At 70.5% G+C, this 22,675-nt stretch carries 18 protein-coding genes; 10 read left to right on the forward strand and 8 right to left on the reverse strand.

Annotated elements, in window-relative coordinates; translation table 11 throughout:
* Positions 1–7: 7 nt before the first annotated feature.
* The gene (locus tag JI739_RS12010) at positions 8–961 is read right to left on the reverse strand and encodes a Bug family tripartite tricarboxylate transporter substrate binding protein (RefSeq protein WP_201684156.1); all 954 of its coding nucleotides are present in this window, start codon (positions 959–961) and stop codon (positions 8–10) included.
* 17 nt (positions 962–978) lie between these two features.
* The gene (locus tag JI739_RS12015) at positions 979–2,139 is read right to left on the reverse strand and encodes a mandelate racemase/muconate lactonizing enzyme family protein (protein WP_201684157.1); all 1,161 of its coding nucleotides are present in this window, start codon (positions 2,137–2,139) and stop codon (positions 979–981) included.
* A gap of 113 nt (positions 2,140–2,252) precedes the next feature.
* On the opposite strand from JI739_RS12015, the gene JI739_RS12020 reads away from it, so the two are divergent.
* A complete protein-coding gene (locus tag JI739_RS12020; protein WP_201684158.1) occupies positions 2,253–3,164 on the forward strand; it encodes a LysR family transcriptional regulator in 912 nt (303 codons plus the stop codon).
* A gap of 162 nt (positions 3,165–3,326) precedes the next feature.
* The gene (locus tag JI739_RS12025) at positions 3,327–6,410 is read left to right on the forward strand and encodes a transglycosylase domain-containing protein (protein WP_201684159.1); all 3,084 of its coding nucleotides are present in this window, start codon (positions 3,327–3,329) and stop codon (positions 6,408–6,410) included.
* Between the two features lie 51 nt (positions 6,411–6,461).
* On the opposite strand, the gene JI739_RS12030 is transcribed toward JI739_RS12025, so the two are convergent.
* The 4 genes from JI739_RS12030 to JI739_RS12045 all read right to left on the reverse strand — a co-directional run bounded on the left by JI739_RS12030 (position 6,462) and on the right by JI739_RS12045 (position 12,203).
* Positions 6,462–8,873, reverse strand: coding sequence for an AI-2E family transporter (locus JI739_RS12030; protein ID WP_201684160.1), 2,412 nt, complete (start codon positions 8,871–8,873; stop codon positions 6,462–6,464).
* Positions 8,874–9,086: 213 nt separating this feature from the next.
* Complete coding sequence (locus JI739_RS12035; RefSeq protein ID WP_201684161.1) at positions 9,087–10,595, reverse strand: tripartite tricarboxylate transporter permease; 1,509 nt, start codon at positions 10,593–10,595, stop codon at positions 9,087–9,089.
* Complete coding sequence (locus JI739_RS24445; protein ID WP_354003718.1) at positions 10,595–11,101, reverse strand: tripartite tricarboxylate transporter TctB family protein; 507 nt, start codon at positions 11,099–11,101, stop codon at positions 10,595–10,597. The genes JI739_RS12035 and JI739_RS24445 overlap by 1 nt, the downstream gene beginning before the upstream one ends.
* Positions 11,102–11,243: 142 nt before the next feature.
* Positions 11,244–12,203: a Bug family tripartite tricarboxylate transporter substrate binding protein gene (locus JI739_RS12045; protein ID WP_201684163.1), complete on the reverse strand. Its 960-nt coding sequence runs from the start codon at positions 12,201–12,203 to the stop codon at positions 11,244–11,246.
* A 133-nt stretch (positions 12,204–12,336) separates the two neighbouring features.
* Here JI739_RS12045 and JI739_RS12050 point away from each other — a divergent pair, with 133 nt between their 5' ends.
* Together JI739_RS12050 and JI739_RS12055 are read left to right on the forward strand one after the other, a co-directional pair.
* Entirely contained in the window at positions 12,337–13,014 is a 678-nt protein-coding gene (locus tag JI739_RS12050) for a response regulator transcription factor (protein ID WP_201684164.1), read from the forward strand.
* Between the two features lies 1 nt (position 13,015).
* A complete protein-coding gene (locus tag JI739_RS12055; RefSeq protein WP_201684165.1) occupies positions 13,016–14,479 on the forward strand; it encodes a sensor histidine kinase in 1,464 nt (487 codons plus the stop codon).
* 43 nt (positions 14,480–14,522) lie between these two features.
* Here JI739_RS12055 and cnbZ read toward each other — a convergent pair whose 3' ends face one another.
* Both cnbZ and JI739_RS12065 read right to left on the reverse strand, forming a co-directional pair.
* Complete coding sequence (gene cnbZ, locus JI739_RS12060; protein ID WP_201684166.1) at positions 14,523–15,305, reverse strand: 2-amino-5-chloromuconate deaminase CnbZ; 783 nt, start codon at positions 15,303–15,305, stop codon at positions 14,523–14,525.
* A gap of 22 nt (positions 15,306–15,327) precedes the next feature.
* Positions 15,328–16,059: a GntR family transcriptional regulator gene (locus tag JI739_RS12065; protein ID WP_201684167.1), complete on the reverse strand. Its 732-nt coding sequence runs from the start codon at positions 16,057–16,059 to the stop codon at positions 15,328–15,330.
* A gap of 174 nt (positions 16,060–16,233) precedes the next feature.
* On the opposite strand from JI739_RS12065, the gene JI739_RS12070 reads away from it, so the two are divergent.
* From JI739_RS12070 to JI739_RS12095, 6 genes are all read left to right on the forward strand, one after another.
* Complete coding sequence (locus JI739_RS12070) at positions 16,234–17,658, forward strand: FAD-binding oxidoreductase (protein WP_201684168.1); 1,425 nt, start codon at positions 16,234–16,236, stop codon at positions 17,656–17,658.
* Positions 17,659–17,699: 41 nt separating this feature from the next.
* The gene (locus JI739_RS12075; protein WP_201684169.1) at positions 17,700–18,689 is read left to right on the forward strand and encodes an ABC transporter substrate-binding protein; all 990 of its coding nucleotides are present in this window, start codon (positions 17,700–17,702) and stop codon (positions 18,687–18,689) included.
* 99 nt (positions 18,690–18,788) lie between these two features.
* A complete protein-coding gene (locus tag JI739_RS12080) occupies positions 18,789–19,574 on the forward strand; it encodes an ABC transporter ATP-binding protein (RefSeq protein WP_201684170.1) in 786 nt (261 codons plus the stop codon).
* 11 nt (positions 19,575–19,585) lie between these two features.
* The gene (locus tag JI739_RS12085) at positions 19,586–20,485 is read left to right on the forward strand and encodes an ABC transporter permease (RefSeq protein WP_201684171.1); all 900 of its coding nucleotides are present in this window, start codon (positions 19,586–19,588) and stop codon (positions 20,483–20,485) included.
* A gap of 22 nt (positions 20,486–20,507) precedes the next feature.
* Entirely contained in the window at positions 20,508–21,512 is a 1,005-nt protein-coding gene (locus JI739_RS12090; protein ID WP_201684172.1) for a TauD/TfdA family dioxygenase, read from the forward strand.
* A gap of 141 nt (positions 21,513–21,653) precedes the next feature.
* On the forward strand, positions 21,654–22,655 hold the full coding sequence (locus JI739_RS12095; protein WP_354003719.1) for an NAD(P)H-quinone oxidoreductase: 1,002 nt from the start codon (positions 21,654–21,656) through the stop codon (positions 22,653–22,655).
* Positions 22,656–22,675 lie beyond the last annotated feature (20 nt).

Below are 22,675 nucleotides of genomic sequence, written 5' to 3' on the forward strand. Positions count from 1 at the left end.
CCGCTCCTCACTTCCCGCCACTGCCCAGCGCCTGCAGGAAATCGCGGCGTGACTTCACCTCGGTTTCGACGTGCTTTTGCATCTGCGCACTCGACAGCCGCATGAAGGACTGCTTGTTATCCGCCATGAAGGTCTTCCACTCGGGCATGGCTTCGATGCGGTCCAGCGCCGCATTGAGCGTGGCCAGCGCTTCGGGCGGCGTTCCCTTGCGTACCATCAAACCCCGCCAGATCTCCTCGACCACGTTGAAGCCCTGTTCCTTGTAGGTGGGCACGTCGGGGAAGTTGGGGTCACGCTGGGGTGAGCTGATGCCCAGCAGCCGCAGCTCGCCGCGCTGGATCTGCGGCAGGGCCGAGCTGGGCGTGATGCCCGCGGCCTGCACGTGCCCGCCCATGAGCGCGAGCACGGCCTGGTTGCCGCCGTTGAACGGTACCCAGACTCCCTGAACGCCAGCCTCCTGCTGCAGGCGGTAGTACACGTATTGGTGGAAGCCCGCCGCCGCGAAGCCGCCGACGGACACCTTTTCCGGTGTCGCCTTCAGCGCGGCGACCAGCTCCTTCATGCTCCTGTAGGGGCTGTCGGCGCGCACGGCCATGCTCGAAGGCTCGGCCTGCAGGCCACGAAAGAACAGGAAGTCTTCCGGCGAGTAGGCCGACTTCGCCTCGGCCATCAGGAACGAGGTCGATCCCGTGGCCGTCACGAGGGTGTAGCCGTCGGCCGGCAGCTGCATGGCCTGGGCCATGCCCACCGCGCCGGTGCCGCCCACCTTGTTCTCGATGACGATGGGCACCTTGAGCTCGGGACCGAGCAGCTTGCCGACCATGCGCGCCATCGCATCCAGCGGAGAACCGGCCGCGGAGGTGACGATGATGCGGATCGGCTTGTCGGGGTAGGCGGCCAGGCCCGCGCGGCAGGCCAGTGCCAGCGCGAACACGAACAACAGACGCAAGGGCAGTCGCATGGCTTGTCTCCTTCTGCTTACTCGTTGGGGATGGGCGCGTCCTCGGCGGTGCGGAACCTGCGCGGCGTGTAGGCCTTGCCCCGGTGGGCGCGCACGCCCTCCTCGAGGATGTCGATGCCCAGGCCGGGGCCGGTGGGCAAATCGATGTAGCCCTTGACCGGCTTGAGCGCGTTCGAGGCCACCTGCGGCGCGAACGACTCGTAGGGCATGAAGTACTCGGTGATGGTGAAGTTGGGCATGCAGGCCGCTGCCTGCACCGTCGCCGACAGCGCCAGCGTGGTGGAGTTGTAGTTGTGCGGCGAAACCGCGACCAGCTCCGACTCGGCCGCCGCGGCGATCAGCGTCATCTCCAGGATGCCACCGCAGTTGGACACGTCGGGATTGATGATGTCCACGCATCGCTGGCGCAGCAGGCGACGGAAGTCGGCGCGCCCGTACAAGGCCTCGCCGGCCACCACCGGGATGCGCGTGGCGGCACGCACCTCGGCCAGGGCCTCCAGGTTCTCCGAGGGACAGGGCTCCTCGAACCAGTAGATGCCCAGGTCCTCCAGGCGCCTGGACAGCTCGATGGCGTGCGTCGGCGCGAGCCGGCGGTGGATGTCCAGCAGCAGGTCCACGTCCGGGCCGACGGCGTCGCGCACGGCCTTCACCACCTGCACGGCATGGCGGATGTGCTCCTTGGGGATGTGGGTGCGCCAGGGGCGCGGCAGCGGGTCGAACTTCATGGCGTCGAAGCCCTGTCGCACCACGTCCTCGGCCGCCTTGGCGAAGTCCGAAGGCGTGGCCAGCTTGTAGCCCCAGCCGTTGGCATAGACCCGGATGCGCTGGCGGCAGGCGCCGCCCAGCAGGTCGTACACGGGGCGACCGGCGGACTTGCCCGCGATGTCCCACAGCGCCATCTCCAGGCCCGACACCGCGCACCAGAACTCCAGCGACGAGCGGCGCTGCGCGTAATCGTCGTAGGCGATCTGCAGGAAGTGGCGGATGTGGCGCGCGTCACGCCCCACCAGATACTGGCCCAGCGACTCGACCTGGGCCGCGACGGCGCCGTCCCGGTCGTACTGGCTGTAGGCCTCGCCCCAGCCCACGATGCCATCGGAGGTCTGGATGCGCACGAACACGAAGTTCTTCCGCCAGCCCGGGTGCACCGGCAGGCATTCGACTTTCTCGATCTTCAACAAGGCTCTTGTCTCCACTGCGCCGCTTGCTGCGGCCAATGCACTCTAGCCCGTGCGGGAGATAACGTAAACGATATGAAAATGGCATTCGGAGATAACAACGCAGCATCACCATGCAATTCCAGAGACGGCACCTCCAGGTGCTCGTGGCCATCGAGGACGCGGGTTCCATGCACAAGGCCGCGCAGCAGCTGGGCATGGCCCAGCCGGCGGTCTCGCGCCTGCTGGCCGAGATCGAGCGCGCCCTCGGCATGCGCATCTTCGAGCGCGGAGCTGGCGGCAGCACGCCGACGCGCCGCGCAGAGGCGCTGCTCGCGCAGGCCCGCGCCACCCTCGGAGGACTGCTGCGCATGGATGAGATCGCCTCGGGCCACGGCGGCTCGATCCGCTTCGGCTGCATTCCGCGCGCCATTCACACGCTCATGCCCTTCCTGCTGCCGCGGCTCGGGCCGCTGCGCCTGCAGCTGGTCGAGGACGGCTCACCCGCACTGCTGAGCGCGCTGGAGCGCGGCGCCGTGGACATGGCCGTGGTGCGCCACGTGGCGGGCGCGGCGGGCATCGGCGGCGCGCTGCAGGCCCTGCGGCTGTACGACGAGGCGCCCACGGTGATTTGCAGCGCGCACCATCCGCTGGCGCGCCGCCGCACGCTGGCCTTGTCTTCCCTGGGTGAGCAGGCCTGGGTGCTGCCGGCCTCGGGCACCACCACCCGGGCCCTGCTGGACCGCTTCTGGCAACACACGGGCCTGACGCCGCTGCAACCGGTGCTGGAGACCCGCTCGTTCGAGGCGAGCGTGGCCCTGGTCGCCGACACCGAACTGCTGGCCATCATCCCGGACTCCATCGCCCGCATGCACGAGCGGGCCGGGCGGATCCGGCGGGTCCGTGTCACGCCCACGCTGCCCGGGACTGCGGTGATGCTGGTCTTCGACGCCGCAGCTCCGCAAGACCCGGTGCTGGCCGCCTGCCGCGACCTGGTCCTGGACGCGGCCGTGCAGGCGCGCCGTGCTTATGCGCTGGGCGCCTGAGGCGCTCTTAGCGCCGTGACGCCACGCCCAGCGTTGCGCGCAAGCGCCAAAGCTTGATGGGAGTCAACCCCGGCACGAACACCCATTGCGAAGCTGCGTTGGCTCTGCCTATTCTTCGATGCGCTGATTGCATTGGCGGGGCGCGCGCCGCGGGGGAGTTCGATGAAACGGTTTCGGCTGGGTCCGCTCAGGGTCTTGCAGCTTCTGCTGGTCCTCGTGCTGCTCCTGGCGGGCGCCGCCGTCGCCTGGGAGATCCACACCTCCACCCTGCAGGCGCGCTACTTCTCGGCCTGGGCGCGCGAGCTGCGCTTCGAGGTGCAGCCCGGGCCTCGCACGGACACCCGCTATCCGCGCTTCGGTCCGTACGATGAGCGCCTGGGCCATACGCGGTTGCCCGAATGGCTCCAACGCCTCGACGAGCGCGGCTTCCGCGTGACCGCGCAGGCGAAGCAGTCTCCCGACCTGGTGCGGCACCTCGATCGTGGCTTGTTCCCCCCGTACCGTGAGAAGGCCCAGGCGGGGCTCAGCATCGTCGACTGCCGGCGCGAACCGATCTTCCAGTCGATCTTTCCGCAACGCGCCTATCCCTCCTTCGAGGCCATCCCGCCGCTGCTGGTGCAGGTGCTGGCGTTCATCGAGAACCGCGAGATCGTCGATGCCACGGCGCCGCGCCACAACCCTGCCGTCGAATGGCCGCGCCTGGGCCAGGCGGTGCTCGACCAGGCGGTCAAGGCGAACGACCCCGCGCACCAGGGCGCCGGCGGCAGCACCCTTGCCACCCAGCTCGAGAAATTCCGCCATTCCGAGGACGGCCGCACCGCCCACATCCTCGACAAGGGCCGGCAGATGGTGTCGGCTTCGCTGCGGGCCTACCTGGATGGGGAGCTGACCGCGGGGGCGCGCCAGCGCATCGTGCTCGACTACATCAACAGCCTGCCCCTCGGAGCCCAGCGCCACTACGGCGAGGTGATCGGTGTCCAGGACGGGCTGCGCCTCTGGTTCGGCGCCGACCCCGCCGTCGTCGACGCCGCCCTGCGCGGCAATCCGGCCGATCCGGCCGCGCGAGATGCCCAGGCGCTGGGCTTGCGCCAGGTGCTGGCCCTCCTGATCGCGCAGCGCCGGCCGTCGTTCTATCTCGGACCGGCCAAGGACCGGTTGAACTCCGTCGTCGATGCCTACCTGCGCGTGCTGGCCGATGCCGGCGTGGTCGGGCCCACGCTGCGCGACGCGGCCTTGAGCGCTCCGCTGCAGGTGCGGGAGGCCGCGCCCGACGTGCCGACCGCCCTGCACGTGGGCGACCGCAAGGCCGTCAACAGCCTGCGCGTCGAGCTGGCCTCCTTGCTGGACACGCCGCGCCTGTACGACCTGGACCGGCTGGACCTGCACGTGACGGGCACCTTCGACCATCCCCTGCAGAAGGCGGTCACCGAGACGCTGCGGCAGCTGCGCGATCCGGCTCACGCACGCGCCGCCGGCCTGCTCGGCCCCGGCCTGATCGAAGGCGGCGACGCCGCCGAGATCCTCTACACCTTCACCCTGTACGAACGGGGCGAGGGTGTGAACCGGGTGCGGGTGCAGACCGACAACCTGGACCAGCCGCTGGATCTCAATGCCGGCGGCAAGCTCGAGCTGGGCTCCACCGCCAAGCTGCGCACGCTGGTGAGCTACCTGGAGATCGTCGCCGCCCTGCACGCCGAGATGGCCGCGGACAGCCCGCGCCAACTGGCCGAGCGACAGGTCTCGCGACGCGACCGGCTGTCGCGCTGGGCTGTCGAGCATCTCACCAGCGCCCCCGACAAAAGCCTGCCGGCCATGCTGCAGGCAGCCTTGCAGCGGCGCTATTCCGCCAGCCCGGCCGAGACCTTCTTCACCGGCAGCGGCGCGCACACCTTCGGCAACTTCAACGCGAGCGACAACGGCAAGGTCATGTCGGTGGCGGATGCCTTCCGGGATTCGGTGAACCTGGTGTTCGTCCGCCTGATGCGCGACATCGTCCATCACCACATCTACCGAACGCCGGGCGAGGCCGAGCGCATCCTCGAGGACCCCACGCATCCGCAGCGCGCCGAGCTGCTGGCCCGCTTCGCCGACGAGGAGGGCAGCCGCTTCCTGCGCCAGTTCCATGCCCGCCACCGCGGACAGGACGTGTCGCAGGTGCTCGAGAGCATTGCCGCGCAGGTGCGCCCCACCCCCCTGCGGCTGGCCGTCATCTTCCGATCCGCGAACCCCGGGGGATCGTTCGAGGATTTCCTCGGGTTCATGGCGCGACAGCCGGTGGCCTCCGCCGTGCCCGAGGCCTCCCTGAAACCGCTCTTCGAGCGCCACGGCCCGGACCGCTTCTCGCTCGCCGACCGCGCCTACCTGGCACGCGTCCACCCGCTGGAGCTGTGGCTGGCCGGCTACCTGGCCCGGCATCCGCAAGCCGGCCTCCAGGAGGTGATCGACGCCAGCCGCAGCGAGCGGCAGGAGGTCTACCAGTGGCTGTTCCGCTCGCGCGCCAAACGCGGGCAGGACACGCGCATCCAGTCCCTGCTCGAGGTCGACGCCTTCGCACGGATCCATCGCAGCTGGAAACGCCTGGGCTTTCCCTTCGACAGCCTGGTGCCCTCGTACGCCACCGCGCTCGGCAGCTCGGGCGATCGACCGGCGGCCCTGGCCGAGCTGGTGGGCATCGTGCTCAATGACGGAGTCCGGCTCCCGTCGATCAGGGTCGAGGCGATGCGCTTCGCCGCCGACTCACCTTATGAAGCCGTGCTGGAAACCAGGCCGTCGACGGGTGAGCGGGTGCTGCCGCCGGCGGTGGCCGCTGCGGTGCGGCAGGCCATGACCCGCGTGGTCGCCGAGGGCACGGCCCGCCGCGTGCACGGGGCCTTGGACCCTGCGGACGGGCCGCCGATCCGGGTGGGCGGCAAAACCGGCACCGGCGACAACCGCCTGGAGAGCCACGGTCGCGGCGGAGCGCTGGTGAGTTCACGTCCGGTCAGCCGCACCGCGACCTTCGTGTTCTTCATGGGCGATCGCTTCTACGGCACCGTCACCGCCTATGTCCCTGGCCGGGCCGCCGATGCGCACCGCTTCACCAGCGCCCTGCCGGTGCAGGTCCTCAAGACCCTGGCACCGCAGCTGCGGCCCCTTCTGAACCCGGCCGCCAGCGCCGGGTGCGCGCCGGGCCGCACGCCGATGGAGGACGCGGCCGCGCTCGTGCTGACCAGCGGGAAACGCCGGGCCACTCCAACGATTCCGTAGCCCTGACGCAGCGGCTCGCCCATCACACCGCTGGGGCCTCGTTCCAGGACCTCACGGCACCGGCTGGCCGACGGTGGCTGTGGGCGCTGCGCCCGACCCGGCGCCATCGCGCACCAGCCCCGGCGATGCGGCGGGCGCGTGCGCCGCCAGCCGCTCCATCAGGTCCGCCGCCATGCTTTCGAGCAGCCGCAGCTCCCGCTGGGCAAGCGTACGGGGCTCGGTGTCCAGCAGGCACAGGCTGCCGTAGACGAAGCCGTCGCGGTCGCGCAGCGGGGCACCGGCGTAAAACCGCAGGCCTTTCTCCAGCACCGCCGGATTGGCGGCAAAACGGGGGTCGCGGGCGATGTCCTCCACCACCATCGACGCGCCGTCCGCCACCAGGTGGCCGCAGATCGACAGCGGGCGCGGCAAGTTGAAGTCGTGCTCGCCATCGGTCAGGGGTTCACCCGCGTGGCGCAGGCCGCCGCCGCTGGTACCGCACACCTGCTGCGACTGCTCGTCGACCAGGTTCACCAGGGCGATCGGCACATCGAAGACGTCCGCCGCGCGCTTGGCCGCGCGGTCGAACTCGCGACGCAGCCGACCATCCAGGAGGTCGCTGCCACGCAGGGCCCGCACCCGCGCCGCGTCGTCAGCCGGGGCCGGGGCTGCGAGGAAGCCTTCGACCGTGCGCGTGCCCAGGTGCTGCTCCACCCGCAGGGCCATCTCCTCGATGGACATGGCCACGCAGTCGGCGCCCAGGGCGTGCAGGCCGGCTTCGTCCAGGAGGTCCGCGGGCACGTTCCACAGCGCCAGGGCGATCCGCAGGTCGGGCCAGCGACGCCGAAGCCTGCGGCAGAGGTAGCGAACCTGGGCGCGGGGGTCCGGGCTGAAGTGCGACAGGCACACCATCGAGGCGCCTCGCAAGTCCAGCTCCTTCACGAACTGCGGACTGGCCACGTCGACCTCGAGATGCCGGGCCGCCGTCCCCGACAAGGCCAGGGTGTGCGCCAGCATGCGGGCGGCCAAGGCGTCCACTTCCCACTTGCCGCCCAGGCACACCACCTGCAGGCGGTGCCCGCCCGCGGCGGCGGGATGCTGCTGGCCCAGCTCGTCGATCACCTGGTCCATGCCCTGGACCACCCGATGCCGGTGCTCGGTGCTCGCGGCGGTGTCATGGTGCTGGCTCGCCAGCCGCAGCGCCGGAATGGCCACCTCATCGTAGAAGTCGCCCACCGACGCGGACTCGATCCGCTCCTCGGCCATCTCGAGCAACTCCTCGACATTGCCCGCGATCAGCCGTTGGTAGAAGCGGGTCGGTGCGTCCAGGACAGGCTGGCTGCCGAGCAGCACGTCCAGGAACTGCAGCCCCGGCAGGTGGCGCCCGATGACCAGCAGACACACGGTCAGGGGCGTGGACAGCAGCAGCCCGACGGGTCCCCACAACAGCGCCCAGAAGGTCGCCGCGGCGATCAGCGACATGGCCGACAGGCCGGTGCTGGCGCCGTACAACCAGGGCTCCACGATGTTGTTGCTCACCAGCTCCAGCAGCACGATCAAGGCCGCGGTCCAGATGAACAGGCTCCAGCCCGGGTCGACGGCGAACGCCAGTGCCAGCGGGAACACCGCGGCGACCAAGGGCCCCACGTACGGGACGAAGCGCATCATCGCGGCCACCACGCCCCAGAGCAGCGCGCCCGGCACGCCGATCAGCCACAACCCCAAGGCCATGGGCAGGCCATAGCTGGCGTTCACCACGAGCTGCATCGAGAGATACCGCGTGATGCGCTCACCGGCCTCGTCGATCGCATCGGTGGTGCGATGCAGGTTGCCCCCCAGCAGGCGCAGCAGCCGGTCGCGCAGGTCCTGCCGGTCCAGCAGCACCAGCACCAGGAAGACGAAGGCGATGCCGGCATTGGCCAGCGGGCCGCTGCTGGCCGCGATCCAGTCCATGGCCTGGCGCAGGCCCGACTCCGGTGCGGGCTCGACCTGCACGCGCTGCACGGGCGGCCCCGACGGCGGCGCGGCTGGCGCCACCGCCTCGACGTCCTTCTTGACCGACTCGATGGTCCGGGCCGCACCCTCGAGCGGGCCGGGCGCCGCCGCGCGCCGCTGCAGGTCGCGCAGCTTCTCGCGGATGTTCGCTTCGTACAGGGGCAGCTCGTTGCCCAGGGAACGGACCTGCGTCGTCAGCAGCGCTCCGATCGCCACGAGCACGCCCAGCAGCAAGGTGACCACCAGGCTCACCGCGATCACCCGCGGCACGCCCCGGCGCTTGAGCCGGAACACCAGCGGGTCGAGCACGAAGGCCAGCAGGAATGCGATCGCCAGGGGGATCAGCAGTTCGCGGCCGAAATAAAGCCCGGTGATGACGATGGCGGCGACCACCAGGCTGGCCGCGACCCGCTGCACGCTGGCCGTGTCCCTTTGCACCGGCGGCGGCCCGGGTTCGGCGGTCGGCTGTCGCGGCGGGCTCTCGGACATGGGCACGGTCCTCGGCGTCGAGGCGGACGCGGTGTGGGCGGTGTGGGCGGTGTCGGCAATCTAGCCCTGCCGGAGGCGGGCAGCCGTAGGAGGCCATGCCGACGCCCACCACATCCATGCCGACACCTCGGCCCCGCCAGGCCGGCTACCGACCCTGGCGAACCTGGCCGGCCGCCTCCGGCGCTCCCGACGGCGGCTCCGGATCGACGCTGCTCAGGCGAGCGCCACCCGCCGCCGCGCCAGCGCGCGAACCAGTCGGGGCAGCAGCAGCACCGCCAGCACCAGGACCAGCAGGGCTGCCGACATCGGCCGCTGCACGAACACCGCCGCGCTGCCCTCCCCGATCGAGATCGCGTTGCGCAACTGCGCCTCGGCCAGCGGGCCGAGGATCATGCCCACCACCACGGGCGCGGTGGGAATGTCGAAGCGCCGCATCACCACGCCGGCCAGGCCGATGCCCCACAGCAGGTACAGGTCGAACGCGCTCTGCCGCATGCCATACGCCCCCACGGTGGCGAAGATCAGGATGCCCGCATACAGCTGCGGCTTGGGAATCTTCAGCAGCTGCACCCAGAGCTTGACCATCGGCAGGTTCAGCACCAGCAGCATCAGGTTGCCGATATAGAGCGACGCGATCAGCGCCCACACCAAGCCCGCGGCCGTGGTGAACAGCTGCGGCCCCGGCTGGATCCCGTAGTTCTGGAACGCGCCCAGCAGCACGGCCGTGGTGTTGGAGGTGGGGATGCCCAGCGTCAGCAGCGGGATGAGGGCCGCGGTCACCGCCGCGTTGTTCGCGGCTTCGGGGCCGGCCACGCCCTCGATGGCGCCGGCCTTGCCGAACTCGGCGGCCGGAGCGCCCCTGGCCAGCTTGCGCTCGGTGGCATAGCTCAGGAAGGTGGGGATCTCGGTGCCGCCGGCCGGGATGCAGCCGAAGGGCGTGCCGATGGCCGTGCCACGCAGCCAGGCGGGCACCGATCGCCGCCAGTCGTCTCGGCTCATGGTGACGCGGCTCATCGCATTGCGGCTCGCGGGTCGTCGGCCTTCGTACATGGCGGCATGCAGCACCTCGGCCACGGCGAACAAGCCCACCGCGACCAGCACGATCTCGATGCCGTCCAGCAGCTCGGGTTGGCCGAGGGTGTAGCGTGCCTGCCCGGAAATCTGGTCCATGCCCACCAGGCCCACGGCCAGGCCGATGAGCAGGGCCGTCATGCCGCGCAGCGTGCTCTGCCCGAGCACCGCGCTCACGGTGGTGAAGGCCAGCAGCATCAACATGAAGTACTCCGGCGGCCCCAGCTTCACCGCGAACTCGGCCACCGCCGGCGCGAACAGCGTGACCACGACCGTGGCGATGGTGCCGGCCACGAACGAGCCGATCGCCGAGGTCGCCAGTGCGGCCCCGGCCCGCCCGCTGCGCGCCATCTTGTTGCCCTCCATGGCCGTGACCATGGTGCCGGTCTCACCCGGGGTGTTCAGCAGGATCGAGGTGGTCGATCCACCGTACATCGCGCCGTAGTAGATGCCGGCGAAGAAGATCATCGACGCGGTGATCTCCACCTTGGCCGTGATCGGCAGCAGCATCGCCACGGCCACGGCCGGCCCGATGCCGGGCAGCACGCCCACGGCGGTGCCGAGCGCGCAACCGGCCAGGGCCCAGAGCAGGTTCACCGGCGTGGCAGCGGTGGCGAAGCCCGCCATCAGGGCTTGCAGGATCTCGGTCATCACAACCACCCCGTCGAGGTCAGCCCAGGAAGGTTGATCCCCAGGAACTGCGTGAAGGCCCAGAACACCGGTGCCGCGATGGTGATGCCGCTCACCGCGTCCACAGCCAGCGTGCGCGGCCCGACGGGCTGGCCCGCGGCGCGGCGCAGGCCCTGCACCGCCAGCAGGTAGCACAGGCCGCAGCTGAGGATGAAGCCGATCGTCGTGATCAGGGCGGCATTGGCCAACAGCCCGGCCGAGACCCACACCAGGCCCGGCCACCATGCCGGCTGCGGCGCGTCGTCCTCGGGCAGCTGTCGAAAGCCCCCGGTGAGCGCCTCGCGCAGCATCAGCAGGCCGCAGCCGGTGAGCGCGATCGCCACCAGCCAGGGCAGGAAGTTGGGCCCCACGCCGCCATAGCCGGCGGCGGACGGAATGCCCACGGCGCCGCCGCCGAGGGCCAGGCCCAGCAGCACCACGCCGGCGGCCACGGCCACCTGCGCCGGATGTGAAGCAGCTGATTTCACTTGAGTCCTCCAGGATGCTGCGCACCCGACAGCCCGGGCCGCCGCGCCGCGGCAGGCCCATCCAGGGCCACCGCGGAACCGGCTTTGCCGGACCGCTGGTGGCGCCCCTTGAGGGGAGGACGCCGAAGGCGTCCTCGGGTGGTCAAACCATCCCGGCCTTGACCATGGTGGCCCGCAGGCTGGCGAGTTCGTCATCGACGAACTTGTCGAAGGCCGGCCCCGACAACACCGCCGGCGTCCAGCTGTTCTTCTCGAGCGATTCCTGCCACGACCTGGTCTTGAGCGCCGCCAGCACCATGTCGGTGAGCTGCTTGCGCTGCGCATCGGTGATGCCCGGCGCGCCATACACGCCGCGCCAGTTGCCGATCTCGACGTTGATGCCCTGCTCCTTGAGCGTGGGCACGTTCACGCCCTTCAGGCGCGTGGCCGAGGTCACCGCGATCGGGCGCATCTTGCCGGCGTTGATGTGCTCGGCGAATTCGCTGTAGCCGCTGCCGCCCACGGTGACGTTGCCGCCGAGGATGGCGGCCACCGCCTCGCCGCCGCCGCGGAAGGCCACGTAGTTGATCTTGGCCGGATCGACGCCCACGTCGCGCGCGATCATGGCCGCCGCGATGTGCTCGGTGGAGCCCCGCGATCCGCCGCCCCACTTGACGCTGCCGGGGTCCTTCTTGAGCTGCGCCACCACGTCGGCCATGGACTTGAAGGGCGAGTTGGCCGGCAGCACGAACACGTTGTACTCGCTGGTCATGCGCGCAATCGGCGTGGCCTGCGACAGGCTCACCGGCGGCTTGCCGGTGATCAGCCCGCCCAGCATGACCGCGCCCATCACCATCAGCGCGTTCGGATCGCCCTTGCTGGCGTTGACGAACTGCGCCAGGCCCAGCGCGCCGGCCGCACCGCCCTTGTTGTCGTAGCTCACGCTGTCGACCACCTTGGCCTCTTGCAGCGCCTTGCCGAGCGCACGGCCCGTGGTGTCCCAGCCGCCGCCGGGGTTGGCCGGGATCATCATCTTGAGGTTGGGCGCGGCCCGCGCCGTCAGGGGCAGGGCGCCCGCGGCGGCCAGCGCGGCCAGGGTCTTGAGGAAGGTGTCGCGACGCATGGTTGTCTCCTGAGGGTGGTCGTCGGGCGATCTTGAGGTGAGCTGCTGTCATTCGGCTGTCGCGCCGCCTAGGGAAAACACGCAGGCACGAACCCGCTGGCTGGCACCCGGCGGCTCCGGACAATCCGGCTCCATGCACCTCCTGCTCGTCGAGGACGACCCCGCCATGCGCAGCACGCTCGAGCGTGCCTTGAGCCGGCGCGGGCTGCAGGTCAGCACCTGCGGCGACGGCGCGCTGGCGCTGGACCACTGGCGCAGCCTGGTGCCCGACGTGGTGGTGCTGGACCTCAGCCTGCCCAACCGTGATGGCCTGTCGGTGCTGGAACACGCGCGCCAGGCCGGCTTCGGCACACCCGTGCTGCTCCTCACCGCGCGCGGCACCGTGGGCGACCGCGTCATCGGGCTGAACACCGGCGCCGACGACTACCTGCCCAAGCCCTTTGACCTGGACGAGCTGGAGGCCCGGCTACGCGCCCTCGTGCGCCGCCGCGCCGAGCCCTCTGCATCCGCCGACCCTGGCCAGGTGGAGCTGGGCGGGCTGCGCTGGGACACCGCCAGCGGCGCCTTCCACCATGCCGGCCGCGTGCTCGAACTCACCCCGCGCGAGGCGGCCCTGCTGCAGGCGCTGATGCGCCGGCCCGGACACGCCGTGCCCAAGGAACGCCTGTTCGAGCTGGTCTTTCCGGGCGAATCGCAGGTGCACTACGAGGCGGTGGAGGTGGTGGTGTATCGGCTGCGCAAGAAGCTCGCTCCGACCGGCGTCACGCTGATGACGCTGCGCGGCCTCGGCTATTTGCTCAAGGCCGGGTAGCGTGCGGACGGTCTGGCGCTCCCTATCGCTTCGCAGTCAGCTGCTGGCCGGCATCCTGCTGCCGCTCGCGGTGCTCCTGAGCCTCAACGGCGCCATGCTGTACCAACGCGCCCTGGCGGCGGCCAACGTCGCCTACGACCGCACGCTGCTGGCGTCGGCCAAGGTGATCGGCGAGCAGCTGGAGGTGGACGGCTTCGACGAGGGGGCGGTGCTGCGCTCGCGGGTGCCCTATTCGGCGCTGGAGGCGTTCGAGGCCGACAACCGAAGCCAGATGATCTATCGCGTCTCCGACCAGCGCGGCGAGATGGTGTCCGGTTACGCCCAGCTGCCGTTCTGGCGTGGCGAGTTGCCCATGCGCCCGCCCTATGCGGCCCTGGTCGATTTCTACGACGACCGCTACCGGGGAAATCCGGTGCGGGTGGCGGTGCTGCTGCAGCCGGTGGCCAGCGCCACCGGCCGCGGCATGGCCGTGGTGCAGGTGGCCGAGACGCTCGAGCTGCGCGAGGACCTGGCGCGCCGCATCCTGCTGGACACCCTCTGGCGCCAGGCCCTGCTGCTGGCCATCGTCGCCGCCGTCGTGGCCGCCGTGGTGCAACGGGCCACGCGACCGGTGCGCGAGCTGTCGCAGCAGCTGCAGGCGCGCCAGGAAGGCGACCTGAGCCCGCTCGCGGCCACCGGCGCGCCGCGCGAGTTGCAGCCGCTGCTGGAGGCCGCCAACAGCGTCATGGCGAGGCTGCACGGGCTGCTGGAACACCAGCAGCGCTTCGTGCGAGACGCGGCGCACCAGCTGCGCACTCCGCTGGCCGTGCTCAAGACACAGGCGCAGTCGGCCCGGCGCGGCGACATGGAGCCTCGCCTGGCACTGGCCGAAATCGAGGCCACGGTGGACCGCGCCACCGGGCTGGCCAACCAGATGCTGTCGCTGGCCAAGGTCGAACAACTGAAGCAGCAGGCCGACGCGCAGGTGCACGACTTCGCAGAGGTGCTGAGGCAGATCGCGCTGGAGCTCTCGCCGCTTCTGGCCGACAAGGACATCGACTTCGAGATCCACACCGAGCCCGCGCCGGTGCGGGCGCATGCCTGGATGCTCAGCGAGCTGTCGCGCAACCTGCTGCACAACGCGATCCGCCACACGCCGCCGCATGGCGGCTTGTGGGTGCGGCTGGCCAGCGATGGTCAGTGGGCCACGTTCACGGTGAGCGACAGCGGGCGCGGCCTCGCGCCCGGCCTGCAGGAGCGGCTGTTCCAACCCTTTTCGGCGGGCGATCCGCGGTCGGGCTCCGGGCTGGGTTTGACGATCTGCCGCGAGATCGCGCGGGCGCTCGGCGGCAGCATCGCCCTGGAGAACCGGGTGTACGACGGGGGCGTCGCGGGGCTGGATGCCACGGTGCGGCTACCGCTGGCGGGTGAACCGCCTATCGGCTTCGGCTCAACCGACGAGCCCCACGAACAACGGTCGGGCTGAGCCTTCGACACGGCAGCCAAGGCGAACGGCCGGCGGCCAGCGGTCAGCCCGCCAGCAGCCGCTCGCAGCTCGTCCGCCGCGCGTCCACCTCGATCTCCAGGTCCAGGATGGGCGGGCGCACATGGTGGCTGCCCACCCCGCCGGCGAGCCCGCCGCGTGCCGCCAGCTCGGACCACAGCGTGTCCAGCGCATGCGCCGTGTACAGGCGCATCTCCATCACGTCGGACCACTGCAGGCCCAGCGTGGCCAAACGCGAGCCCAGGTCGTCCATCGCGAAATGCAGCTTCTCGGCCAGGGCGTCCGGAGTGGTCTCGCCCAGGCGCACGATGTGCTCGCGGTAGTTGGGCCGGTCGGGGCACTCGGCCGCGCCGGAGACGACGAAGTCGCGCACCCGCGCCGGTGCCGGTGCCGGTGCCGGTGCCTGCACCGTGTGGCTGAACGCGTAAAGCACGGCCTGCGCGGGCTGGTCGACCACCGGCACGAGATTGCAGCGCGCCACCGGGTTGCGCTCGTCACGGAGCAGGCCCCAGTCGGCCAGGGTGCGGACGTAACGGCGGTTGAAGGCCACGAACTCGGCCTCGCTCATGGCCTGCGGCGACCGCAGCTCGCAGGCGCACAGCGCCGTCAGCGGCCGGCCGCGTGCGCGCAGGTAGTCCTCGATCGCGGCGAAGCCCTGCTCCAGCGGCAGCGGCCGCTCGAGACGCACGCGCTCGATGGCGAAACCGGGCAGGGCCTGCACCGCCGCCGAGTACTGGAAGCCCCCTTCGATGTAGCGGTAGGAGCCCGGGGTGAAGTCGGCGAGGCGGTGGTCGGTGGGGATGGTCATGCGGTCTCGCGTGCGTGTGGGTTCAGCCGAAGCGGGTGGCCTGTTCTTCCTTCATCAGGCGCTCCGCGATCTCGATGGCGATGTCGACCGAGCGGTGCATGTGGCGGCGCGCGAAGTGCTCGGCCGCCACCGGGTCGCCGTGCAGCACGGCCCGCCCGATGTCCAGGTGGTCGGACAGGTTCTCGCGCCAGGCCTCGACCGCCAGGTCGCGGAAGTAGATGGTGTGCAGGATCGGGAAATTAAATTGGTCCAGCAGTTCGCCCACCTCGGGGATGCCGGACATGTCGTTGATGGTGCGGTGGAAGCGACCGTTCTCCGTGCGGTGCCGCTCGGGCGTGCCGGCCTTCAGCTGCGCGTCGATGTCTTGCAGCAGCCCGCGCGCGAGCTCGCGGTGGCCGGGCAGGTCGATCCGCTCGGCGGCCATGCGGGCGCCCAGCCCGGCGATCACCTCGCGGATGCGGAACTGCGCCACGATGTCGGCCCGCTGCGGAGCGGCCACGGTGGCGCCGCGATTGGGCTCGATGCGGATGAAGCGGTTGTTCTCCAGCCGCCGGAACGCCTCGCGGACGGAGCTGCGGCTGACGCCCAGGTCGCGCGTGACGTCGGCCTCGACGATGCGCTGCCCGGGCCGGTAGATGCCGTCGACGATGCGCCGGGCGATCTCGTGGAGCACGTAATCGGACACGCTGCCACTGGGACGCGGCGCGTCCTTGGCGGGTGCGAAGGGAACGACGAAGTCCTGCGACGGTGACATGGCGGGGGGCAGTGTAGCGCCGGCGGGCGTGGCGGCCAAGAATTTGTCCGACGATTCGATGGTGAAACAAACGCCAGCAGCCACCCACCGGCTATCGTTTTCCTCGTTGACAGGGTGCAGTTTGCCTGACAGGATGGCTCTCGCCTGCCGCCTCGTCCTACCAAATCCGTGATCTTGTCCGACACATTCACCGCTCCGGCCGCCCAGGCGCTGGACCAACGCTTGAGGGCCTTGTTGGCGGGTTTGTCCGACGATATCTCGTTCATCCCCAGCACCGAAGCCGGCCCGCGCTACACCAGCGACTGGTCCGGCGAGTGGGGCAGCCCGGCCCCGGTGCTGCGGCCCCGGTCGCCGGAAGCCGTGCCGCCCCTGATGCGCGCCTTGGCCGGGGCGGGCATCCGGGTGGCCGTCCAGGGTGGCATGAGTGGCCTGGTCGGCGGTGGGGCGCCCGAGGTCGGCGAGGTGGTGCTGTCCGTCGAGCTGCTGCAGCGCATCGAGGACTGCGACGTCTACAGCGGCACCATGACCGTGCAGGCCGGCGCCACCCTGCAGGCCGTGCAGGAAGCGGCCGAGCAGCAGGGCCTGTTCTATCCGGTGGACCTGGGCAGCCGCGGCAGCTGCCAGATCGGCGGCACCATCGCCACCAACGCCGGCGGCAACCGCGTGCTGCAGTACGGCATGACCCGCGCCAGCGTGCTGGGCCTGGAGGTGGTGCTGGCCGATGGCAGCGTGGTCTCGCGCCTGTCGCGCGTGGTCAAGGACAACGCCGGCTACGACCTCAAGCAGCTGTTCATCGGCAGCGAGGGCACGCTGGGCGTGGTCACCCGCGCGGTGCTGCGGCTGCAGCCGCTGCCACGCGCGCGCACCACGGTGGCGATCGGCCTGCAGACGCTGCCGCAGGTGCTGCAGGCGCTGGTGACCTGCCGGGCGCTGTTCGGCCCCACGCTCACCTCGTTCGAGGTGATGTGGCAGGCCTACGTGCAGCACGTGACGCAGACACTGGGCATCGGCCGCGACCCGTTCCAGGGCGCGTGCGCCTTCCAGGTGCTGCTGGAGCTGTCGTCCTTCGACCGCGACACCGACCGCGAGCAGTCGCGCGTGCTCGACGCGCTGGGCGAACTCGGCGAATCGCTGGACACGCCGCACGTGGTGGTGGCGCAGTCGCAGGCCGAGGCCCTCGCGCTCTGGCGCGTGCGCGAGTCGGCCGGCGAAGTGGCCCGCTCACTGCAGCCTTTCCTCTCCTTCGACATCAGCATTCCCAGCGCCGCGCTGCAGCAGGCGCTGCCTCGCATCACCGAGGCGATCGCCGGCGTGCATGCGGACCTGCGGCCCCTGGTCTACGGGCACCTGGGGGATGGCAACCTGCACCTGCTCATGACCTGCCCGGCCCCGCTTGCACACGCGGTCGACCACGCGGTGTACGCCCTGGTCGCCGCGCACGGCGGATCGATCTCCGCGGAGCATGGCATCGGTCTTGCAAAGCGAGAGGCCTTCGAGCAGCAGTGCCCGCCGGCCGAACTGAGCCTGATGCGCCGCGTGAAGCAGGCGCTCGACCCGCAGGTCCGCCTCAACCGAGGCAGGATCTTCCGGATGCCGTGATCCCTTCACTTCAACGCCTCGCAACCCTAGGAGTACCGACGATGAAACATGCCTTCAAGCGGCTCGGCACCGCCACCCTCGGCCTGGTCCTGGCCGCCGCCAGCAGCCTGGCCGTGGCGCAACAGCCCGCGCAGACGCAGATGCCCAAGATCGCCATCGCCCTGTTCGGCCCCCACCCCACGCTGCACCAGCTGATCGACGGCTTCAAGGCCGAGCTCTCGCGCCAGGGCTTCAAGCCCACCTACGACGAGGGCCATGTGAATTTCGACCGCTCGCTGGCGCCGCAGCTGCTGAACAAGCTGGCGGCGGGCAATCCCGACCTGATGCTGACCATCACCACGCCGCTGACGCAGACCGCCAAGCAGGCGCTGGCCAACCGCAAGTTCCCCATCGTGTTCGGCTCGGTGACCGACCCGGTCGGCGCCAAGCTGGTGCCCTCGGCCGACAAGGGCGACACGCTGATGACCGGCGGCTCCAACATCCCCAGCATGGATGCCACGGTGACCTTCATCAAGCAGCTGATGCCGCAGGTCAAGCGCCTGGGCTTCATCTACAACCCCGGCGACGACTCCGACCTGGGCTTCCTGCGCGCCATGGAAGCCGCGGCCAACAAGCACCAGGTGGAGCTGGTGAAGGTGGGCGTGGACAACGCCAACGACATTCCCGCCCGCGTGCAGTCCTTCCAGGGGCGCGTCGACGCGCTGATGGTCCCCGCCTCCAGCCTGCTGATCCCCGCGGCACCCGCCATCGCCTCGGTGGCCAATCGGATGAAGCTGCCCACCTTCAGCCCCAACCTCACCAACGTCGCCGCACACCACTTCCTGGGCGCCATGACCGTCGAGTACACCCGCCTGGGCACCACGGCAGGCAAGATCGCCGCCGACATCCTGCGCGGCAAGAGCCCGGCGGACATTCCTGTCGCCATCCCCACGGCCGCCGACCACGAGATGAAGATCAGCGGCGTGCGCATGAAGGACTTGGGAATCCAACTCCCGGCATCGCTCAAAGACTGCAACTGCATTGCGAACTAGCCAGCCACCGCCCGACCGGCTTTGCCGGGTCACTGGTGACGCCCCCCTGGGGGAGGCGCCGATGCGCTTCGGGGGGCATCACAGTACTTGGAGGAACGAGTGATCGAGCTTCGAGAGATCCGGGTGGTCTTCTATGCCGGGACGCCGGACGAGCGAGTGGCGCTGGACGACCTGAGCCTGCAGTTGCCCGAGGGCGACTTCACGGTGGTGGTGGGCACCAACGGCGCGGGCAAGAGCACGCTGCTGAACGTGCTGGCCGGGGTGGTCCGGCCGCAGGTGGGGCGCGTGGTGATCGACGGCGTGGACGTGTCGGCGTGGCCGGTGCACCAGCGGGCGGGGCTGATCTCGCGTGTGTTCCAGGATCCGATGCTGGGCACGGCGCCAGGGCTGACCATCGAGGAGAACTTGGCGCTGGCCTCGATGCGCGGGCACCGTCGGGGCCTGCGCATGGCACTGAACAGGGAGCGGCGCGAGCGTTTCCGCGGGCTGCTGGCCACCTTCGGCCTGGGCCTGGAAAGCCGCATGGGCGCCAGCGCCGGCCTGCTCTCGGGCGGGCAGCGGCAGGTGCTGGCGCTGGTGATGGCCACGCTCACGCGGCCGCGCGTGCTGCTGCTGGACGAACACACCGCGGCCCTCGACCCGCGCACCGCGCAACTGGTGATGGACGCCACGCGCCGGCTGGTCGCCGAGCACCAGCTCACCGCGCTCATGATCACTCACAACATGAGCCATGCCATCGAGTTCGGCAACCGCCTCCTGATGATGGAAGCCGGCAAGGTCAAGCTCGACATCGGCGGCGAGGAGAAGAAGCGCCTGACCATCCCCGGCATCGTTCGCCGCTTCGGCGAGGCCAACGACGAAATCCTCCTGCAGGCCACCGCCTGATCCGCCGCGCCATGGAACTGCTCACCACTTTCTACAACCTCATCCCGATCACCGCGGTGCAGGGCCTGCTGTACGCGCTGGTCGCCATCGGGGTGATGATCCCGTTTCGCATCCTCAACATCCCGGACATGACGGCCGAGGGCACCTTCCCCCTCGGCGGCTGCGCGGTGGCGGCGCTGATCACGGCCGGCATGCACCCGGTCGCCAGCACCTCGCTGGCCATCGCCGCCGGCTTCCTCGCGGGCATGTGCACCGCCTTGATCCACCTGAAGTTCCGCGTGCACTCGCTGCTGGCCGGCATCCTCACGCTGACCATGCTGTGGAGCGTCAACCTAAGGATCATGGGCAAGCCCAACACGCCGCTGTTCGGCCTTCCCAACCTGTTCGACTGGCTCGATCCCGCCATCCTCGGCAGCCTGGGCCTGCAGATCGGCCTGCTGGCGGTGGCGCTGCTGGCCCTGGTGGGCGTGCTGTGGTGGGCCCTGCAGACCGACGTGGGCCTGGCGCTGCGCGGCGTGGGCGCCAACCCGCAGCTTGCGCCCGCGCTGGCCGTGCACTCCACGCGCTACATCGTCGTCGGCCTGGGCCTGGCCAACGCCATCACCGCCGCCTCGGGCGCGCTGCTGGCGCAGATCCAGGGCTATGCCGACGTGGGCATGGGTTTCGGCATGCTGGTCAACGGCCTGGCCTCGCTGATCATCGGCGAGGCCCTGGTGGGCCGGAAGACGCTGCTGCGCCAGCTGTCGGCCGCGGTGGTGGGCTCGTTCGCCTACTACCAGATCAGTTCGATGGCCCTGTCGCTGGGCCTGGCGCCCTCGGACCTCAAGCTGATCACCGGCCTGTTCGTGCTCGCCGCCATCGGCTGGCCCATCCTGCGCGGGAAAGGCCGCGCCACGTTCGCCGCGGGCTGATGGCCCGCACCAAGGAGACCTCATGAACATGCTCACGACTGCCTACACCGGACCCAGCGCCTGGACCCGGTCGCAGATGGAAGCCGATCCGAGCTGGCGCTACCAGCTCTCGCGCGACGAGGTGGACCAGGTCCGGCGCGCCGTCGATGCCGCGATGGCCACCGGCAAGCCGCTGGAGTGCATCACCGCCGACGACTTTCCGCTGGGCTCGCTGCACGAGCGCATCCGCCGGCTGGCGGTGGAACTGGAAGAGGGCCGCGGCTTCGAGCTGTGGCGCGGGCTGCCGGTCGACGAGTGGTCCATCGACGAGCGCGGCATGGCCTACTGGGGCCTGGGCCGCCACCTGGGCGACCCGGTGGTGCAGAACGCACGCGGCGAGCTGTTCGGCCATGTGCAGGACACCACCGGCACCGACCCCGAGACCAACGCGAACTCGCGCTTCTATCACACCAACCGCGCCGCGCCCTTCCACGTGGATGGTGCCGACATCGTGGGCCTGATGTGCGTGCGCACCGCGCAGGCCGGCGGCGCCAGCCTGGTGGTGAGCTCGACCAGCATCTACAACGCGCTGCTGCGGGATGAACCCGAGCTGCTGCCCCTGCTGTACCAGCCGCTGTGGTTCGACCATCGCGGCGAGCGCAACGCGGTCACCGGCAACCCGTACTGGGTCACCTCGATCTGCGGCTGGAGCGGCCGCAAGCTGTCGATGATGTACCTGCGCAACTTCATCGAATCGGCCCAGCGGTACGAGGGCGCGCCGCCGCTCACCCCCGGGCATCACCGCCTGCTGGCCGCGATCGACCGCCACGCCGAGTCGTCCGAGCTGTGCCTGTCCATGGACTTCCGTCCGGGCGACATCCAGTGGCTGAACAACCATGTGACGCTGCACTCGCGCACCGGCTTCACCGACTTCCCCGAACCCGATCGCAAGCGCTGGCTGATGCGCCTGTGGCTCAACCAGTTCGAGCGCGATCGCTTCACCGACACCTACGGCTTCTACGGCATCGCCGTCGATACCCCGCAATGAAAGACCACCTCGAAGCGCCTTCGGCGCCTTCCCTCAAGGGGCGCCAGCGGCGGCCCGGCAAAGCCGGTTCCGCGGTGGCCCGCGGTCGCGGGATCTGCATTCATGCACCGCGGGTGATGCGCAGCATCGTGGAGCACTGACATGGCCGGACCCTTGATGCGATGCGTGCAGATCGAGCGGCCGGGCGGGCCGGAGGTGCTGTCGATCGGCGAGGCGCCGCGGCCCGAGGCCGGACCGGGCGAGGTGCTGATCCGGGTCGAAGCCGCCGGCATGAACCACGCCGACCTGGCGCAGCGCGCCGGCAAGTACCCGCCGCCACCCGACGCCAGCCCGCTGCTGGGGCTGGAAGCCGCCGGCACCGTGGCCGCCGTCGGCCCGGGCGTGCAGTCGCTGCGCGAAGGCGACCGGGTCTGCACGCTCACGCACGGCGGCGCGTACGCCGAGTACGTCCGCGCGCCGGCGGCGCACTGCCTGCCGTTCCCCGCCGGCTGCCGCGCGGCCGAGGCCGCGGCGGTCCCCGAAGTCGCCATGACCGTGTGGAGCAACGTCTGGGGCCATGGCCGGCTCGCGCCGGGCGAGCGGCTGCTGGTGCACGGCGGCGCCAGCGGCATCGGCAGCTTCGCGATCCAGCTGGCGGTGGCGCGCGGCCATGAGGTGCTGGCCACCGTGGGCAGCCCCGGGAAGGTGGCGGCGGTGTCGCGCTGGGGCGCCAAGCCCATCGCCTACCGCGAGGAGCCCTTCGAAGACCGCGTCGCGGCGCTCACCGACGGGCGGGGCGTCGACGTGATCCTGGACATGGTGGGCGGCGACTACACGCCACGCAACGTCCGCTGCCTGGCCATGGACGGCCGCCTGGTGCAGATCGCCTTCCTGCAGGGCGGATCGACCACGCTGAACTGGATGGACGTGCTGCGGCGCCGCGCCGTGCTCACGGGTTCGCTGCTGCGACCTCGCAGCACGCAGGACAAGGCGCGCATCGTCGCCGAGCTGCAGCGCGAGGTCTGGCCGCTCTATGCCGCCGGCACCCTGCCGCGCCCGGTGGTCGATCGCGTGTTCCCGTTCGAGCAGGTGCGCCAGGCGCATGAATTCATGGACAGCGGCGCGCACATCGGCAAGATCGTGCTGGAGTGGTGCGCCGCTTGAACATCTGAAAACTCCTACGG

Origin of the sequence: Ramlibacter aurantiacus (assembly GCF_016722895.1) — a bacterium.
Lineage (GTDB): Bacteria > Pseudomonadota > Gammaproteobacteria > Burkholderiales > Burkholderiaceae_C > Ramlibacter > Ramlibacter aurantiacus.

What these genes read in the sequence shown, in the direction of transcription:
- JI739_RS12010 (WP_201684156.1), bottom strand. Translation starts at nt 961, where the DNA reads ATGCGACTGCCCTTGCGTCTGTTGTTCGTGTTCGCGCTGGCACTGGCC.
- JI739_RS12020 (WP_201684158.1), top strand. Translation starts at nt 2,253, where the DNA reads ATGCAATTCCAGAGACGGCACCTCCAGGTGCTCGTGGCCATCGAGGAC.
- JI739_RS12025 (WP_201684159.1), top strand. Translation starts at nt 3,327, where the DNA reads ATGAAACGGTTTCGGCTGGGTCCGCTCAGGGTCTTGCAGCTTCTGCTG.
- JI739_RS12030 (WP_201684160.1), bottom strand. Translation starts at nt 8,873, where the DNA reads ATGTCCGAGAGCCCGCCGCGACAGCCGACCGCCGAACCCGGGCCGCCG.
- JI739_RS12035 (WP_201684161.1), bottom strand. Translation starts at nt 10,595, where the DNA reads ATGACCGAGATCCTGCAAGCCCTGATGGCGGGCTTCGCCACCGCTGCC.
- JI739_RS12045 (WP_201684163.1), bottom strand. Translation starts at nt 12,203, where the DNA reads ATGCGTCGCGACACCTTCCTCAAGACCCTGGCCGCGCTGGCCGCCGCG.
- JI739_RS12050 (WP_201684164.1), top strand. Translation starts at nt 12,337, where the DNA reads ATGCACCTCCTGCTCGTCGAGGACGACCCCGCCATGCGCAGCACGCTC.
- cnbZ (WP_201684166.1), bottom strand. Translation starts at nt 15,305, where the DNA reads ATGACCATCCCCACCGACCACCGCCTCGCCGACTTCACCCCGGGCTCC.
- JI739_RS12065 (WP_201684167.1), bottom strand. Translation starts at nt 16,059, where the DNA reads ATGTCACCGTCGCAGGACTTCGTCGTTCCCTTCGCACCCGCCAAGGAC.
- JI739_RS12075 (WP_201684169.1), top strand. Translation starts at nt 17,700, where the DNA reads ATGAAACATGCCTTCAAGCGGCTCGGCACCGCCACCCTCGGCCTGGTC.
- JI739_RS12085 (WP_201684171.1), top strand. Translation starts at nt 19,586, where the DNA reads ATGGAACTGCTCACCACTTTCTACAACCTCATCCCGATCACCGCGGTG.
- JI739_RS12090 (WP_201684172.1), top strand. Translation starts at nt 20,508, where the DNA reads ATGAACATGCTCACGACTGCCTACACCGGACCCAGCGCCTGGACCCGG.
- JI739_RS12095 (WP_354003719.1), top strand. Translation starts at nt 21,654, where the DNA reads ATGGCCGGACCCTTGATGCGATGCGTGCAGATCGAGCGGCCGGGCGGG.